Raw genomic sequence first — 17072 nt, 5'->3', positions numbered from 1 at the left:
GGCGCGCGACTAGGTACTCTCAGGTAAGTCGCTTAGCATCAGACATCGTGCCTGTGACAGCCCCGCCAGCTGCGCCTGACGCAGCGAAGCCGACCGCAAGGGTGTCCGAAGGCACCGCCCGGACGATCGCCGTGGTCGCCGGGATCGTGGGGGCCGTCCTGTGCGTGATCACCCCTTTCCTGCCGGTCGACTCGACCGATGCGTCCTTCGACTGGCCGCAGGGACAGACACTGTCCGGCGATTCGTCGTCGGTCGTCGCGCCGCTGATCGCCCAGACACCGGAATCGCTGGACGCCCACATTCCCTGCAGCGTGCTGGGCGCGCTGCCCGCCGACGGCGCCCAGATCCTCACGACCATGCCGACCGATGCGCCCAAGAGCAGGTCGTCGGCGCTGTATGTCACCGCCACCCGTGACACGGTGTCGGTCTCGTTCCGCAACTCGGTGGCGGCCAGCGCCTCCCGCGATCAGCTGTCGGGGTGCCGCGAGCTGCACATCTTCTCGGCACCCTCGGGTCCGGGCGCACAGTTCGTCGGGCTGGGGCAGCGCACCGTCCTGCCGCCGGACAAGCGGCCGCAGGTCGACGGCATCTTCTCGGAGCTCACCGCTGCGCAGGTCACCGCGGCGGCGAGCCAGGGCTTACGGATGCATGTCCAGATCGACAACCGCTACGTCAGCTCGCCGACGGTCCTGAAACTCATCGTGATGCTGCTCGCGGTGATCGCCGTGCTCCTCGCTCTCGTCGCGCTCTGGCTGTTGGACCGCCTGCACGGCTATCACCGGCGGATCGGGCCGCGGACCGGGTCCGGCCGGCGCATCCTGATTCCCCGTCCCACCGACATCGCGGTCACCGGAGTCCTGCTGATCTGGACACTGCTCGGCGCTGGCACCGCCGACGACGGCTACATCCTGAACATGGGCCGCACCGCCGACTCGTCGGGCTATCTCGCCGACTACTACCGCTGGTACGGCATCCCCGAGGCGCCGTTCGACTGGTACTACAGCTTCCTGGCCCACTGGTCGTCGATCTCCCCGTCCCTGCTCTGGATGCACATCCCGCCGCTGGTGGCCGGGCTGGCGTCGTGGTTCGTGCTGAGCCGGGTGCTGCTGCCACGACTGGGCGCCGGTGTCCGCCGCAATGCCTGGGCCATGTGGGCCGCGGCGCTGGTGTTCCTCGCGTTCTGGCTCCCGTTCAACAGCGGCCTGCGCAGTGAGACGATGATCGTCCTGGGCTCGATGCTCACCTGGTGGGCGGCCGAGCGGGCCATCGCGACCCGGCGTCTGCTGCCCGCGGCGCTGGCCGCCATCGCAGCAGGCTTCACGCTCGCATTGGCCCCGCAGGGCGTCATCGCCGTCGCCATCCTGCTGGTGTCGGCGCGACCGTTGCTGCGCATCCTGCTGGCTCGTCGACGCGAGTCGGGCATCCTGGCGCTGCTGGCGCCGATGACCGCGGCCGGCCTGCTCGTGCTCGTCGTCGTGTTCCGCGACCAGACGCTGGCCACCGTGCTCGAGGCGATGAAGATCCGCTATCAGGTCGGCCCGGTGATCAGCTGGCATCAGGAGTACCTGCGCTACTACTTCATCTCGGTGACCACCGACGACGGTGCGCTCACCCGCCGCGTCCCGGTGTTGCTGCTGCTCGCCGGCCTGATCGTGACGGTCGCGGTGATGCTGCGGCGGACCCGGTTGCGTGGCGTCGATCCCGGGCCGACCTGGCGGCTGATCGGGTCGATCGGTGTGACCATGCTGTTGCTGGCCTTCACGCCCACCAAGTGGACGATCCAGTTCGGCATCTTCGCCGGACTGGCCGCAGCCGTCGCCGCCACGGCCACGCTGGCGGTGGCACAGTCGGCGGCGTTGTCCGCACGCAACCTCACCGTGTTCATCTCCGGGCTGTTCTTCGCTCTCGCGGCGGCCATGGCCGGGTACAACGCCTGGCCGTTCGGCTACGAGTACGGCATCTCCTGGTTCGACCGCGCACCGGTGCTCGCCGGCCACCCGGTGTCGACGTTGTTCCTCATCCTCGCGGTGATCACGGCCGCCATCGCCGTCTGGCAGCACCTCCGACTGGACTACGTCGAGAACAAGGGACTCTCCCATGTGACCGGCGAACCGGGAGAGAGCCGGGCCGACCGTCGCCGGCTGTTCCTGGCGTCGTCACCGATCGCCGTCGTCGCGGGTCTGATGGTGGTGGCCGAACTGCTCGTGTTCGCCAAGGCCGCGGTGACCCGGTACCCGGCGACGACGGTGTTCGCCGAGAACGTCAACACGCTGCGTGGCAACAGCTGCGGCATGGCCGATCGGGTACTGGTGGAACCGGACCCGAATGAGGGCATGTTGACCCCGGCGAGCGGGGAGTCGGTGTCGGCGGCCCTCGACGGCGCCGGCAGCGGCACCGATCCGGTCGGGTTCACCCCGAATGGCATCCCCGACGACCTGTCGCCCGATCCCGGCAATCAGCGGCCCGGACAGATGAACGTGTCGGCGAGCTTCTCCAAACCGTTCGCCATCACCGGTGGCCTCGGCGCGGGCACCACGGGGGGCCAGGGGCCGCGCACCGTCAACGGCTCCACCGCCGCCCTGCCCTATGGGCTCGATCCCTCGACCACCCCGGTGCTCGGCAGCTACGGATATCCGGGTGAGGCGCGCCTGACCACCGGCTGGTACCGGCTGCCCGCGGTCCGTGCCGGATCCCCGTTGCTGGTGTTCAGCGCGGCCGGCGCCATCTCGACGATCGACACGTTCGGCGTCCGCAACTTCGGGCAGAAACTCGTGGTGCAGTTCGGTCGGCCCGCCGCGGACGGTTCGTTCAGCCAGCTCGGACCGGATGTGCTGCCGATCGATCCCGGACCGGTCATCACCAATCGCCCGTGGCGGAATCTGCGCGTCCCGATGAGTTCTGCCCCGCCGAGGGCGACGGTCATGCGGCTGTCATTGCAGGACAACAATCTCGGCAAGGATCAGTTCATCGGCATCACCCCGCCGCGGGCGCCTCGACTGCAGACCCTGCAGGAGGTCGTCGGATCGCAGTCACCGACGGTGATCGACTTCATCGTCGCGGCGCACTTCCCGTGTCAGCGGCCCCTGCACATCACCAACGGTGTCGCGGAGGTGCCGCAGTGGCGCATCATGCCCGACTACCCGCTGACCAACTCGCAGTCGAAGACGTGGCAGGCCGGCGCGGACGGCGGCCTGCTGTCCATCTCCGAATCGACGACGTCGGCGCAGGCGGTGCCGACCTATCTCAAGGACGACTGGACGCGGGAATGGGGTGCGCTGGAACGGTTGACACCTCTGGAGCCGGATGCGGCCGCGGTGCGGGTGAACACAGCGCAGACGACACAATGGGGCTGGTCACGCACCGGCTCGATCAGGGTGGAGCCACAATCCAATGACGACTGACACACCGACCGACGTGCCGGACGGCGCTGCGCCCGTGGAGAGTCCGCCACCGCACCGGAGTTACCGAGCGGCGAAGATCGTCGCGGTCGTCGCGGGTCTGCTCGGTTTTCTGATGGCGATCCTCACGCCGCTGTTGCCGGTGAATCAGTCGACCGCCGAGCTGAACTGGCCGCAGGGCGATGGCGTCTCCGATGTCGCCGCGCCCTTGGTGTCCTATGTGCCGATCAACATGGACGTGTCGGTGCCGTGTTCGCTGGCGCGCGAGCTGCCCGCCGACGGCGGCATGCTGCTGTCGACGATCCCGGAGGGCGGCCAGGACGCGGCGGCCCGCGCGCTCATGATCCGGGCGACCGGTGACGCCCTGACGGTTTCCGACCGCGACGTGGTGATCCTGAACTCGCCGCGCGGCCCGGCCCAGTCGAATCCGGACTGCCGCATCGTGTTCCACGCGGACGGCGAGGGCGTGACCGCCCGCTTCGTCGACCAGCCGGGCGATGGCCTGCACTCCTTCCGGGCGCCGGATCAGGAGATGCGGCCGCAGATCGTCGGCATCTACACCGACCTGCCGGAGTCCGCGCCGCGCGACGGACTCTCCCTGCACGCCACGATCGACACCAGGTATGTCAGCTCACCGACGCCGCTGAAACTGGCCGTGATCATCATCGGCATCATCATGACGATCCTCTCGCTCGTCGCCCTCGGTGTGCTCGATCATCGGGACGGCCGACGGCACAAGCGTTTTCTGCCGACCGGATGGTGGACCATCCGCGGACCCGACGTCGCGGTCTTCCTGATCCTCGCGTTCTGGTGGATCGGCGGGGCCAACACCTCCGACGACGGATACAACTTCACCGTCGGCCGGATCACGGGCGACGCGGGCTACGCGGACAACTATTTCCGCTACTTCGGCGTGCCGCAGGACCCGTTCGGCTGGCACTTCCAGGTCATCGCCGCGATGACCCACGTGAGCCTCGCCGCGCCCTGGATGCGTCTGCCCGCCTTCCTGCTCGGCCTGCTCGGCTGGTGGCTGATCAGCCGTGAGGTGATCCCCCGCCTCGGCCGCGCCGTCCGCCACAGCACCCCCGCCGTATGGTCGGCGGCGTTCGTCTTCCTCGCGATCTGGTTGCCCTACAACAACGGACTTCGCCCCGAGCCCGCCGAAGCGGTGGGCGCCCTGCTCACGTGGTGTTGCGTGGAGCGCGCCATCGCCACCCGACGAATGCTGCCGTACGCGATCGCAGTCGTGGCTGCGGCGTTCACCCTCGCGCTCGCCCCGGGCGGTCTGATGGCCGTGGCCGCGCTCCTGGCCGGAGTGCGTCCGGTGGTCAAGACCCTGGTGTCACGCCGCAAGCGGGACGGGCTGTTGCCCATGCTCGCGCCGGTACTGGCCGCCGGAACCGCCGTGCTCTACCAGATCTTCCTCGACCAGCCGCTCATGGCGCTGATCACCGGAAACAAGGTGGCCAGCGACGTCGGTCCCACCCTGGAGTGGTGGCAGGAGCCGGTGCGCTACTACTACCTGATGCTGCCGACCGCCGACGGCACGCTGGCGCGCCGGTACGGCGTGCTGATCATGATTCTGTGCCTGGTGGTGGTGCTGCTTCGCCTGCTGCGTCGCGAGCACCCCAACGGTGTTGCCCGGGCGCCGATCTGGCGGCTGATCGCGGTGACCCTCGGCACGATGTTCTTCATCGCGTTCACCCCGACCAAGTGGACGCACCATTTCGGCGTGTACGCGGGTATCGCGGGCGGTCTCGCCGCGGCGGCCGGAGCCATGATGGCCCCGGCGATCCTGCGCTCGCGGCGCAACCGGACCTTCTTCGCCGCAGCGGTTCTCGCGATCACCGCGATCTCGTTCACCGGCACCAACGGATGGTGGTTCGTCGGCAGTTTCGGCATCCCGTGGTGGGACCGCCCACCGTCGATCGCCGGGATCAAGGTGGGCTGGGTCATCCTCGCGGTCGCGGTGATCACCGCACTCGTGGGTCTGTGGTTCCATTTCCGCGACGACTACGTCGACGAACAGACCCGCACGACCGGCGGTTCCGGACCGTTGTCGAGGCTGAAGTTCTCGCCGCTGCCGGTGATCTCCGCGCTCGTGGTGATCTTCATGGTGGCCTCGTTCGCCAAGGGCGCCTACGAGCAACGCGACAGTTGGTCGTGGCTCAAGTCGAATGCGCGCGCCCTGACCGGCAACGAATGCGCTCTGGCCGACGACGTGCTGGTGGAGGCGGACCCGAACACCGGGCTGCTGACACCGGCCGCGGTGAACGGCAAACCCGCACCGACCATTTCCGCCGCGCTGGCCGGTTCGACCGATCCGGTCGGCTTCACCCCCAACGGGGTGCCGAACCGACTGTCCATCGATTCCACCGAAGAACAGGACACCGCCACCACCTCCGCGCAGAACACCGCGCAGTCCGGTGCCGGTGCGGACGCGTCCACCGAGACCAGCGAATCAGCACAGGGCGGCACCGAGGGCGGACAGGGCGCGCGTGGCGTCAACGGCTCCACCGTGGGCCTGCCGTTCGGGCTGAATCCCGCGGACACCCCCGTGCTCGGCAGCTATCGCTCCCTGACCGGGACCGGATCGCTCACCACCGACTGGTATCAGCTGCCGGCACGCAACGCCGACGCACCGTTGCTGACGATCGCCGTCGCCGGCTCGGTGCAGGCGGTCGACGGACTCGGCGTGGAGCACTCCGGGCAACAGGTCACCGTGCAGTTCGGCCGCACCGGGCCCGACGGTCGCGTCACGCCGGTCGGCATGATGTCGCCGATCGACATCGGTGAGGTGCCGATCTGGCGCAACCTGCGCTACCCGCTGGCCGACGCCCCGCCGAAGGCCGATGTGGTGCGCGTGCAGGTCCGCGACACCGCGGGCGCTCCGTCGGAGTGGGTGGCCATCACCCCGCCGCGGGTCAGCGAACTCCGCACGCTCAATGACGTCGTCGGCACCACCGATCCGGTCTTCATCGACTGGCTGCCCGGCATGGTCTTCCCGTGCCAGCAGCCCATGAAGGTCGTCAACGGTGTGCTGCAGGTGCCGAAGTGGCGCATCATGCCCGACGCCGAAGCCACGCGGAAGAACAGTCAGACGTGGATGTCGGGCAAGGCCGGTGGGCCGTTGGGCATCACCGAGGCGATGCTCAAGCCGACCCTGTTGCCGACCTACCTGCGTAACAACTGGGGTCGCGACTGGGGTGGGCTGCAACGCTTCACCGAGATCAATCCGGCACCGCCCGCACAACTCGACCTCGGCACCGCCCGTCGCTCCGGCCTCTACGATCCCGCCCCGATGCGGTCTAGCGGGTACTGAACCGGCCCCGCAGCCTGGAAACCACCCAGCAGCGAGTGCTCGGCGGCGATTCGCCGCCGGAACGTCGCTGCAGGGCGGTTTTCGGAGACGATTCGCGCCGCCCACGATTTCGGCGCTGCGCTGTGAGTTGGCACGGTAGCCTGACGTCAGACGCCTCAGCGTGGAGGAGTGTTGCGATGACGATCGGCGAACGCGATGACGTGACGATCTCCGGTGCGCAGAGTCCCTACCAGCACCCCCATGTCGCCGACGTCCGCCGCGCGCGGCATCGTCGACGCATCCGCCGCACCGGCGATCTCGTGACCGGGCTCGGGCCCACGATCGCCGGTGCGAACGTGATCATGCAGCTCGCCAATCCCAAGGTCGGCCACGGTGTGGTGGAGAGCCGGGTCGATTCCGGAAGCGCCGTGAAGCATCCGATCAAGCGCAGCCGCACCACCGGCACCTTCCTCGCGGTAGCGTTGCTCGGCGACGCCGACGACCGCGCCTTCGTGCACGACGAGCTCAAGCGCATCCACGATCTCGTGTACTCCACACGGCAGAGTCCGGTCTCCTACAGCGCCAACGACTCCCGTCTCCAACTGTGGGTGGCCGTATGCCTGATGAAGTACTTCATCGACCAGTACGAGCTGCTGTACGGTCCGTTGAGCCCGGCCGAACGAGACCGCATCGTCGACGATGCCCGATGGCTGGGAACGACGTTGAACGTCCGGGCCGAGCAGTGGCCGGCCGGCTATCGCGAACTCGAATGCTACTGGCACGAGCAGGTGGGTTCGATGACGATCGACCCACCGGTTCGTGAACTCCTTCAACAGCTCTCGGATCTGTCGTTCCTGGAGTATCGGTTGGGGGCGGCAGGGGCGGTCGCGCACAAGGTCTTCGGGCGGCCGATGAACTACCTCATCAAGGCCGGCCTGCCACCGGAGTTCCGCACGATGATGCACTGGCGGTGGAGTGCCGCCGACGACTCACGCTACGAGCGCACGTTGCGGCTGGCCCGGGTGGTCGATCCCGCAGTCGGCCGGGCAATGCGCGGGTTGCTGTTGACCTACCTGCTCGACATGCGGCTCCGTCGCCGGTTGGGTCTGCGGGTGTTCTGACCGGCCGGCCTGCGGCTGCTCCGTGACTGTCCGGCCGACTACCTGCCCCACACGGCGTCCGAGCCGCTGTGCCCGACGAGGACGACCATCACGATCGCCAGCACGGCGACGACCACGGTCAACGCGCCGACCACGATCCGGGAGATCCGCAGTGCGCCTTCACCCAGCGACACCCGGGACAGCACCCACGGGCTGAACAACAGCCACCACAGCGCCACCAGTCCGAAGAGCGGACCCACCACCAGGATCAGCTTGTCCCCCAACTCGGCATGGTGCTCGATCGCGGGCGACGAAGCGCCCATCGAACTCTCCAGTGACTCACCGGCCGACGTCGTGATCGGGACCGCGATCAACGTGAGCAGCGCGAGGATCATGGGCGCGATCCCCAGATGAGCACGGGCACGCGGCCACACGACCGCGACGATGGCCATCAGCGCGGTGACCGGGACCGCCACGACGACGAAATGCACGAAGAGGGGATGAGCCGGTATCCCGTTGATAGTGTCCACGCGCGCACCGTATGCGGTCGCACCTTAAACGCTGCTGAAATCGGGCATCCGGTACGCCAATGTTTACCTACGAGCGGCAACCACCGACCGCCTCGATGAGTCACAGCACCAGCGACCGGCAGACAGACGGACCTGACGGCGCCTGCCGACGTTCGCGGTCACGCCCCTGGCGAAGGTCGATCGTTTTGTGCGGCGATGCCTCTCACCCTCCGCCGGACCCGATCACCTCGATCCGGCACTGCGGCCCATGGGCGCGCGCCAGACGTGCATCCATCGTGATCAGCGTGGCATCCATTGCCTCCGCGAGCGTGACATAGAACGCGTCCCAGCCACGCACTGAGTCACGAAGGTCCCACACTCTGTTCAGCATCCATCGGTGCGAATGTCGCTCGCCTGGCCAGTCGCGGAGATCGTCGACCGCGAGAGCTGCGGCAGTGCGGTCCAGACGCCCGCGAAGATACTGTGCGCGAATCACTCCGAGTACCTCGACGTCGATGACCTCTGGCGCCGCGTGGTCAGGATCGTCGGAGAGTCGAGCGCCGATCTCAGCCGCCATCGCCGTGTCGGCAACCACCTCGAAGAGACACGACGCGTCAACGATCAGCATCCGGCCATTGCCCTCGCCACTCGTCCAGCGCTTGCAGAGCCTCAGCTGTCGAGATCTGCGACTGCCGACGCCCGGTGCGTCGCAACCACTGCGCGACCGACGGGCGGGATGCCAACCGGGTGGCTTCGCGTCTGAGCAGTTCCGGAACGCTGATCCCCTCGTCCGCGGCCCGACGCGCCAACGCCGCATACACGGCGTCGTCGATGTCCCGGATCTGCACCGTCTTAGGCATGCATGAATGTTATCATGCGAATCTGCATGATCGCTGGTCAGAATGCTTTTCCGCCAGCGGAGGGTCGCCCACCCGGCCCCTGGACCTCAGGGATCGGGAGGCTACCGCCGATTCAACAGATCGGTGATGCGATAGTCGACGAGCTTGCGCATCACCAGCGCCGTGGTGGTCCGGGTGACGCCGGGAATATCCAGGATCCTTCCGGCGACGCGGTACAGATCGTCGGCATCTCGGGCCACCACGTGCACGAGCAGGTCACTCACCCCACTCAGACCGTGTACCTCGACGACCTCGGCAACCTCGCTCAGCGCGTCCGCGATCGGCGTCAGTTGACTCTGGGTGACATTGGTGAGGATGAACGCGGTCAGCGGATACCCGAGCGCCGCCGGATCGATACGGCGTTCGAACGACCGCAGCGCGCCGCGCTCTTCGAGTTTCGTCAGCCGCGCCTGCACAGTGTTGCGCGACAGGCCGGTCGCCTCGGCGATCGCCACGACGGTGGCCCGCGGGTCGTCGGTCAGTGCCACGAGGATGCGGCCGTCGATGCTGTCGACGACAGGGGAACGATCCGGGGTGAGCATAGTGCCAACCATCCCATACGACACCCCTCCACAGATGAGCACATTGCGCAATCTTGCGCGCGAGCATTGCGTGAATAGTGCGCCGGTGGTCGACTGAGAGTCGAGTTCTGCACACAGAAGCTCGCCAGCGTTGCCGGGGCCAACCCGCCCCGGCAACCGCCCGGACCGGATCACATTCCGGTCCGCAGTTCGCACGACGATCGCCGCTCACGTCCTGTGGGTCGGGGCCAGGAGCCCAGGCAGTGCACCGAGACCACGAGCAAGGACGCATTCTCCGATGAACGCACCACAGACCGCCAAGGTCATCCCCTTACACGCGGGCGAGCCCACATCCGAGGCGCTCCTCGACATCGAGGAGCGGGTGCTGTGGCTCTCGACCGCGATCATCCATCACGCCAACCGCGTTCGCCCCAACCCGACCGGATTGAAGGTCGGGGGCCATCAGGCGTCGTGTGCGTCGATCGTGTCGATCATGACCTCGCTGTGGTTCGAGCATCTACGCTCCGGCGACCGGGTGTCGGTCAAACCCCACGCATCCCCGGTCCTGCACGCCATCAATTATCTGCTCGGCGAACTCGACGAGCGCTACCTGACGACCCTGCGTGAATTCGGCGGACTGCAGTCCTACCCCAGTCGGACCAAAGATCCGGATCCGGCGGACTACTCCACCGGCTCGGTCGGCATCGGTGCCACCGCCCCGATCTGGGGCGCCATCGCCCGGCGTTACGTGGATGCCACGATCTCCTCCACCGGCAAGGGCCGGCAGTACTCGTTGGTCGGTGACGCCGAGCTCGACGAGGGTGCCGTGTGGGAGGCGATCCTGGACCCGACGGTGCGCGACCTCGGCGAGATCGTCTGGATTGTCGACCTCAATCGACAGTCCCTGGATCGGGTGGTGCCGAACATCGCGGCCGGCCGGTTGGAGGGCATGTTCGGCGCCGCGGGCTGGCAGGTGATCACCGTCAAATTCGGTGCCCTGCTCGAGGCGCTGTTCACCCGACCGGGCGGATCCGCACTGCGCGAACGCATCCTGCAGATGCCCAATCCGGAGTACCAGCGTCTACTTCGCTGCACCGCAACAGAATTGCGGGAGCGCATCCCGGGCGACGGCGAATCCGCACCGGAGATCGCGGCACTCGTCGGCGACCTCGACGACGCCACCCTGACCCGGGCGATCCGCAACCTCGGCGGACACGACCTCGAAGCGTTGCGCCAGGCGTACGCACAGATCGACGACACCCGCCCGACGGTCATCATCGCTTATACGATCAAGGGCCACGGGCTGCCCACGCAGGGACACCCGCAGAACCATTCATCGCTGCTGACCGTCGAGCAGTTCGGTGAGCTCGCAACGGGAATGGGCATGGACGCCGATCGTCCGTGGACGCGGTTCTCCCCCGACAGCGATGCCGGACGCCTGTGTGCCGACGCGGCCAGGCGGCTCACGCGTGAGCCCATCGAACCCCATTCACCACCGGCGGTTCCCGAGGATCTGGGCCGGACACCGGCCGGCACGTCGACCACCCAGGCAGCCCTGGGCCGCGCGCTACTCGCGCTCACCCGGGACGCACCCGAAGCCGCCCGGCGCGTTGTCACCGTCAGCCCCGACGTCAGCTCCACCACCAACCTGGCCGGATGGCTCAACAAGGTGGAGGTCTGGTCACCGGCCGAACGTCGCAACTGGTTCGACGACGACGCCGAGACGATCATGCACTGGCGGGAGAAGCCGACCGGTCAACACATGGAACTGGGCATCGCCGAGACCAATCTCGTCGGCCTGATGGGCGAGCTCGGTGCCACCTGGAGCCGTTGGGGGCAGCCACTGTTCCCGATCGGCGTGATGTACGACCCGTTCGTGGAACGCGCCCTCGAGCCGTGGTCCTACGGCATCTACGCCGGCGGCCAGTCGATCCTGGTCGGCACACCGTCCGGTGTCACCCTGGCCGCCGAGGGCGGGGCGCATCAGTCCATCACCACCCCGTCGATCGGTCTCGAGCAACCCGGTTGTGTGAGTTATGAACCCGCATTCGTCATCGACACCGAATGGACCCTGCTCGCGGCGATGCGCCTACTCGGACGCCCCGACGGGAGCTCGTCGTACCTGCGGCTGTCCACACGGCCGGTCGATCAGACGCTCGCCGCGGTGCCCGAGGACCCCGCGGCACGCGAACGCCGGCGCCGTCAGGTGGTGGCCGGGGCGTATCCGGTGCGCCGCGTCCCCCACCCGGTGGTCACGCTGGTGGGCATGGGAGCCCTGATGACCGAGACCCTCGCGGCCGCAGACCGTCTGGCCGCCCAGGACATACCCGCCGATGTGGTCTGCGTCACGAGTGCGGGCCTGCTGTTCGAGGCGCTGCAGGCACGCCGCGGATTGGCCGACGCGCCGTCGTGGATTCTCGATCAGGCGTTCCCCGCCGACCGTGCGACACCGATGGTCACCGTCCTCGACGGTCACCCGCACACGCTGGCATTCCTGACCGGAATCCACGGAGTCACCGGAGCGGCGTTGGGCGTCAGCCATTTCGGCCAGGTCGGCTCTCTCGACGACGTGTACCGGCATCACGGCATCGACACCGACAGCATCGTGCGTGCCGCCCTGGATCTGGCCGGCTGAGAGCAGGGGTCGAACCGTTGCCGAACCGCCACACCGGTAAGGCAGTTGCCGAACCGCCAGACCGGTAAGGCAACGGTTCCCTTGCTTGCGAGAACGTTCCCGCCACAGTTGAGTTGACCCATGAGCGTCGATCACGAGCACCGGCACAGCGGCGAGCCCCACACCGGTTCGCTGGCCAACCGGCTCAATTGGTTGCGCGCCGGCGTGCTCGGCGCCAACGACGGAATCGTCTCCACCGCGGGCATTGTCGTGGGCGTGGCGGCCGCAACAGTCGATCGCGGACCGATCTTCACCGCGGGCATCGCCGGCCTGGCGGCCGGCGCGGTGTCGATGGCCTTGGGGGAGTACGTCTCCGTCAGCACACAACGCGACACCGAGCAGTCCCTGCTCGCCAAGGAGCGTCGCGAACTGCGCGAGCAACCGGACGCGGAGTTCGACGAACTCGTCGGCATCTACGAGGCCAAGGGCCTGCGCCACGACACCGCCTGCCGCGTCGCGAGTGAGCTGACCGAACACGACGCGTTCGAGGCCCACGCCGAGGCGGAACTGGGGATCGATCCCCACGAACTCACCAACCCGTGGCAGGCGGCGCTGTCGTCGGCGGTGTCGTTCACGCTGGGTGCCCTGCTGCCGCTGATCGCCATCCTGGCTCCCCCGTCGTCGTGGCGGATTCCGGTCACCTTCGTCGCGGTTCTCGTGGCGCTCGCCCTCACCGGCGCCACGGGTGCCGCGCTCGGCGGGTCACGACCGTGGCGACCGATGTTGCGGGTGGTGATCGGCGGCGCGCTGGCGATGGTGGTGACGTTTGCCATCGGACGGCTCGTCGGCCACACGGTCGCCTGAACCGGCCCGCGACAACCACGCCGTTACCGTTTCGTGATGGATGGTCTCGGTTGGATTGCCATGCGCGGCGCGGACCGGCGTACCGGGTCCCACCGCCCCTAGCGTCGGAGGCATGACCACATTCACCGCACCCGGATTGTCCGCCGAATCGGCGACCACGGTCGCCACGTGTCTGCAGGAACGCCTCAGCGCGCTCAACGACCTGCACTTGACGCTCAAACACATCCACTGGAATGTCGTGGGCGCCAACTTCATCGGTGTGCACGAGATGATCGATCCCCAGGTCGAGCTGGTCCGCGGCTACGCCGACACGGTGGCCGAACGCATCGCGACCCTGGGATCATCACCCCGCGGCACCGCCAAGGCGATCGAGGCCGATCGCTCGTGGAGCGACTACTCCATCGGGCGCGACACCGCCCAGGCCCACCTCGGTGCCCTCGACCTCGTCTACGCCGGGTTCATCACCTCGCACCGCGACGCCATCGAGAAGGTCGGTGAGCTCGACGCGATCACCGAGGACATCCTCATCGGGCAGACGGCGGAACTCGAGAAGTTCCAGTGGTTCGTGCGCGCCCACCTGGAGAGCTACTCCGGCGAACTCGCGAACGCCGGCCAGACCAGTGAGGCCGGGGCGGCCGCCGCCGCTCGCGACGCCGACTGAGACCACCGACGATGACCATCCCTCCCGCCGTCGGCGCACCGGACCGGCAACCCAGCACATCGCCGGTCCGGGCGGAGGTCGACGACGTGCCAGACCACGTCGATCTGTCGGGACTCTTCCTGGCCGGCGCCCTCACGGTGTGGTCCCTGCTGGTCGCTGTGCCACTCCTGGGGGTCTGGCTCGCCCTGGGATTGGTCCTGACCTTTGTTATCCTGGCCGCAGGCAGCATGTTCGCCTTGACCAGGATGTGAAGTAGTCGCATCCTCCCAGTTCGATCCGGAGCTTTCTGCAGTTCCGACGGGAGGCGCCCGATGACCGTTGTGACGGCATGACACCCGAATCCGGGCAGACCTCGACCGAGGACGGGTTCACCCTGTTCGAGGATCTGGAGCTCCACATGCAGTTCGCGCCGGTGTGCCGGTTGAGCGATGGAGCGCTGGCCGCGGTCGAACTACAGCTGCGTGGCCCCACCGGGACCCGGCTGGGCACCGCGGACGCGTTGCGCCGCGCCGCGCGGCTGATGGAGCAGCATCACGTCCTCGACAATCGCCGTCAGCAGCTGGCGCGGTCGCCGCGCGCGCAGTCGGTGGCCAAGATCCTGCCCCTGCTGGTCGGTCTGGACCTCGATCTGCTCGACCAACTCGGCAACGACACCGTGGACGCACTCGAGCGGCACGTCATGGTGGTGCTGCCCAGTGCGGTCACCCGCAGTCCGCAACGCACGCTCGCGCGGGTGGCGAAGGCCCGGGCGGCCGGGAAGATCATCTGCGTCGACGGACTCACCAGCACCGATCACGCTGCGACCCTCCTCACGCTGATCGAACCGGACATCATCGTGACCTCCGCCGATCTGCTCGATCGGACCGCCAACCAGGATTCCGCGCGGCTGGCGCACACGCTGGCCGCGCACACCGAGCGCAGTCAGGCGGTGGTCATCGCCGAGGGCGTCGACGACGAGTCCCGACGGATCACCGCCTTGACGATGGGCGCGTCGTTCGGGATCGGCGGTCTGTATCCCGCCGTCGAGAACCCGGCCTCGCTACCGACGGCCACCATCGTGCCGATGCCGGACATGCCGGTGTGGTCCACTCCGCCACCGGATCAGCAGACGCCGTACGCCATCGCGTCGGTCTCGTTGGCACCGCGCCTCGGCGACAAGCGTCTGCTCATCGAGATGAGCAAGGCGCTCGAACATCAGGCGGCCATCGGTGGCGCCTCCATCGTGCTGGGGACCTTCCAGCACGCGCGGCACTTCACCGCGCGGACGGCCGACCGCTGGCGGGTGATGTCGGAGAGCACCGGACTCGCAGGCGTGTACGGAGTCGGGCTGGCCGACGTCCGCGACGGCAACGTGCACCGGGCACCTCTGCGCCCCGACGACGACCTCGTCAACGAGTGGAACGTCGCGGTACTGGGGCCGCACTTCGCGGCGCTGCTGTCGGCTCGTGATCTGCACACCGGCGCAGACGATCTCGACCGCACCTTCGACTTCGTGCAGAGCTATGACCGGCTGACCGTCACGCAGGCGGTGCACTCGATCCTGATGCGGTTCGACTGACGCGCTCGGCCGAGCGTCCGTGAAAAGCGTGGGCGGCCGAGTGCGGCCCACTCCACTCAGATCGGCATCAGGAAATGCTTGCGCGGGGTACGCAGGACCTGCTTGTCCCGCAACTGCGCCAACGCCTTTCGGAGCTGCAGGCGGGTCTCGGCCGGCTCGATCACCGCGTCGATGTAGCCACGCTCGGCAGCCAGGTACGGCGTCGCCATGTTGGTGTTGTAGAAATCGATGAAGTCACGGCGGACCTTGTCGGCGTCGTAGGCCGACATCCCCTCGGTCTGGCGGCGGGTCAACACCGCGGCCGCCGACTCCGCACCCATCACCGCGATCTTCGCGGTGGGCCAGGCGAAGTTGATGTCGGCGCCGAGCTGCTTGCAGCCCATCACCGCATACGCCCCGCCGTAGGCCTTGCGCAGCACCACGGTCACCTTCGGCACGTCTGCCTCGACGTAGGCGAACAGGAACCGGCCCGACCGACGGATCGTCCCCTTCTGCTCCTCGGCGAGACCCGGGAGGATGCCCGGCGTGTCCACCAGGAAGACCAGCGGAATCCCGAAGGCATTGCAGGTGCGGACGAAACGCGTTGCCTTCTCGGACGAATCGGTGTCGAGCACGCCCGACATCACATTCGGCTGATTGGCGACCACACCGACCGAGCGGCCGTCGACCCGCGCGTAGCCGGTGAGGATGTTCGGCGCGAACAGCTCGGCCACCTCGTGGAAGTCGCCGTCGTCGAACAACTTGATGATGATGTCGTGCATGTCGTAGCCGGCGTTGTCGTTGTCTGGCATGAAGTGGTTGAGCGACAGATCCGACTCGGTGATCTCGGGCTCGAGGCCGGGATTGACCACCGGCGGCTTCTCATACGCGCTCGACGGCATGTACTGCAGGTACTCCCGCACCCAGGTGAACGCCGACTTCTCGTCCGGAGCGACGTGGTGGATGTTGCCCCACCGGGCCTGATTGTGGGCGCTACCGAGATCCTCGGCGGAGATCTCCTCACCGTTGACCTGCTTGAGCACGTCCGGACCGGTCACGAACATGTAGCTCTTGTCCTCGACGGCCACCAGGATGTCGGTGTTGGCCGGCGTGTACACCGCACCGCCCGCACACTTTCCGAGGATCACCGAGACCTGCGGAGCCAAGCCGGAGAGAAGATCGTTACGGCGCCCCATCTCGGCGTACCAGGCGAGCGAGGTCACCGCGTCCTGGATGCGGGCACCGGCCGAGTCGTTGATGCCGACCATCGGGCAACCGATCTTGCCGGCCCACTCCATCAGTGCGGACACCTTGCGGCCGAACATCTCTCCGACGGTTCCGCCGAACACCGTCTGATCGTGTGAGAACGCGGCGACCGGGCGGCCGTACACGAGTCCGTGCCCGGTGACCACACCGTCGCCGTAACCCGAGTTGGCCGCGCCGGGCATCTTCGCCAGCGCACCGATCTCGACGAACGTGCCGGGATCGAACAGCATCGTCAGGCGTTCACGCGGCGAACAGATGCCCTTGACCTCACGCTTGGCGATCGCCTTCTCGCCGCCGGGTTCCTTCGCGGACTCCAGCTTCTCGCGCAGATCCGCCAATTTGTCCGCAGTCGTGCCCGATTGGGCAATCATCTCAGTCACGCCTCGCTCGCTTTCGATACTT

At 67.7% G+C, this 17072-nt stretch carries 13 protein-coding genes; 8 read left to right on the top strand and 5 right to left on the bottom strand.

Annotated elements, in window-relative coordinates:
* Window positions 1-47 precede the first annotated feature (47 nt).
* From ACVT6V_RS04845 to ACVT6V_RS04835, 3 genes are all read left to right on the top strand, one after another.
* Window positions 48-3401, top strand: coding sequence for an arabinosyltransferase domain-containing protein (locus tag ACVT6V_RS04845; protein ID WP_489898680.1), 3354 nt, complete (start codon window positions 48-50; stop codon window positions 3399-3401).
* Window positions 3402-3513: 112 nt separating this feature from the next.
* Window positions 3514-6720, top strand: a complete 3207-nt coding sequence (locus ACVT6V_RS04840; RefSeq protein ID WP_489900707.1) for an arabinosyltransferase domain-containing protein — start codon at window positions 3514-3516, stop codon at window positions 6718-6720.
* A 176-nt stretch (window positions 6721-6896) separates the two neighbouring features.
* On the top strand, window positions 6897-7820 hold the full coding sequence (locus ACVT6V_RS04835; protein ID WP_489898679.1) for an oxygenase MpaB family protein: 924 nt from the start codon (window positions 6897-6899) through the stop codon (window positions 7818-7820).
* A gap of 38 nt (window positions 7821-7858) precedes the next feature.
* Here ACVT6V_RS04835 and ACVT6V_RS04830 read toward each other — a convergent pair whose 3' ends face one another.
* The 4 genes from ACVT6V_RS04830 to ACVT6V_RS04815 form a co-directional block, all read right to left on the bottom strand.
* Window positions 7859-8329 carry a DUF2231 domain-containing protein gene (locus ACVT6V_RS04830; protein WP_489898678.1) on the bottom strand — a complete coding sequence of 157 codons (471 nt, stop codon included), beginning with the start codon at window positions 8327-8329 and terminating at the stop codon, window positions 7859-7861.
* 202 nt (window positions 8330-8531) lie between these two features.
* Entirely contained in the window at window positions 8532-8936 is a 405-nt protein-coding gene (locus tag ACVT6V_RS04825) for a type II toxin-antitoxin system VapC family toxin (protein ID WP_489898677.1), read from the bottom strand.
* Window positions 8923-9168: a FitA-like ribbon-helix-helix domain-containing protein gene (locus tag ACVT6V_RS04820; RefSeq protein WP_489898676.1), complete on the bottom strand. Its 246-nt coding sequence runs from the start codon at window positions 9166-9168 to the stop codon at window positions 8923-8925. The genes ACVT6V_RS04825 and ACVT6V_RS04820 overlap by 14 nt, the downstream gene beginning before the upstream one ends.
* A 101-nt stretch (window positions 9169-9269) precedes the next feature.
* The gene (locus ACVT6V_RS04815; protein ID WP_489898675.1) at window positions 9270-9749 is read right to left on the bottom strand and encodes an Lrp/AsnC family transcriptional regulator; all 480 of its coding nucleotides are present in this window, start codon (window positions 9747-9749) and stop codon (window positions 9270-9272) included.
* 277 nt (window positions 9750-10026) lie between these two features.
* Between ACVT6V_RS04815 and ACVT6V_RS04810 the strand changes: the two genes are divergently transcribed.
* The 5 genes from ACVT6V_RS04810 to ACVT6V_RS04790 all read left to right on the top strand — a co-directional run bounded on the left by ACVT6V_RS04810 (window position 10027) and on the right by ACVT6V_RS04790 (window position 15425).
* Entirely contained in the window at window positions 10027-12363 is a 2337-nt protein-coding gene (locus tag ACVT6V_RS04810; protein WP_489898674.1) for a transketolase-like TK C-terminal-containing protein, read from the top strand.
* A 120-nt stretch (window positions 12364-12483) separates the two neighbouring features.
* A complete protein-coding gene (locus ACVT6V_RS04805; protein ID WP_489898673.1) occupies window positions 12484-13206 on the top strand; it encodes a VIT1/CCC1 transporter family protein in 723 nt (240 codons plus the stop codon).
* A 112-nt stretch (window positions 13207-13318) separates the two neighbouring features.
* The gene (locus tag ACVT6V_RS04800; RefSeq protein WP_489898672.1) at window positions 13319-13867 is read left to right on the top strand and encodes a Dps family protein; all 549 of its coding nucleotides are present in this window, start codon (window positions 13319-13321) and stop codon (window positions 13865-13867) included.
* An 11-nt stretch (window positions 13868-13878) separates the two neighbouring features.
* The gene (locus ACVT6V_RS04795; RefSeq protein WP_489898671.1) at window positions 13879-14118 is read left to right on the top strand and encodes a hypothetical protein; all 240 of its coding nucleotides are present in this window, start codon (window positions 13879-13881) and stop codon (window positions 14116-14118) included.
* A 77-nt stretch (window positions 14119-14195) separates the two neighbouring features.
* Window positions 14196-15425 (top strand): DICT sensory domain-containing protein, encoded by a 1230-nt coding sequence (locus ACVT6V_RS04790; RefSeq protein ID WP_489898670.1) that lies wholly within the window; start codon window positions 14196-14198, stop codon window positions 15423-15425.
* Between the two features lie 56 nt (window positions 15426-15481).
* Here the strand turns inward: ACVT6V_RS04790 and ACVT6V_RS04785 are convergent, their stop codons facing one another.
* A complete protein-coding gene (locus ACVT6V_RS04785) occupies window positions 15482-17041 on the bottom strand; it encodes an acyl-CoA carboxylase subunit beta (protein WP_489900706.1) in 1560 nt (519 codons plus the stop codon).
* Window positions 17042-17072: the final 31 nt, after the last annotated feature.

The sequence above is a fragment of the Gordonia sp. LMA167 genome (assembly GCF_058130025.1).
Note: the sequence above shows the minus strand (reverse complement) of the source record. Positions and strands in the feature narration are given on the sequence as shown.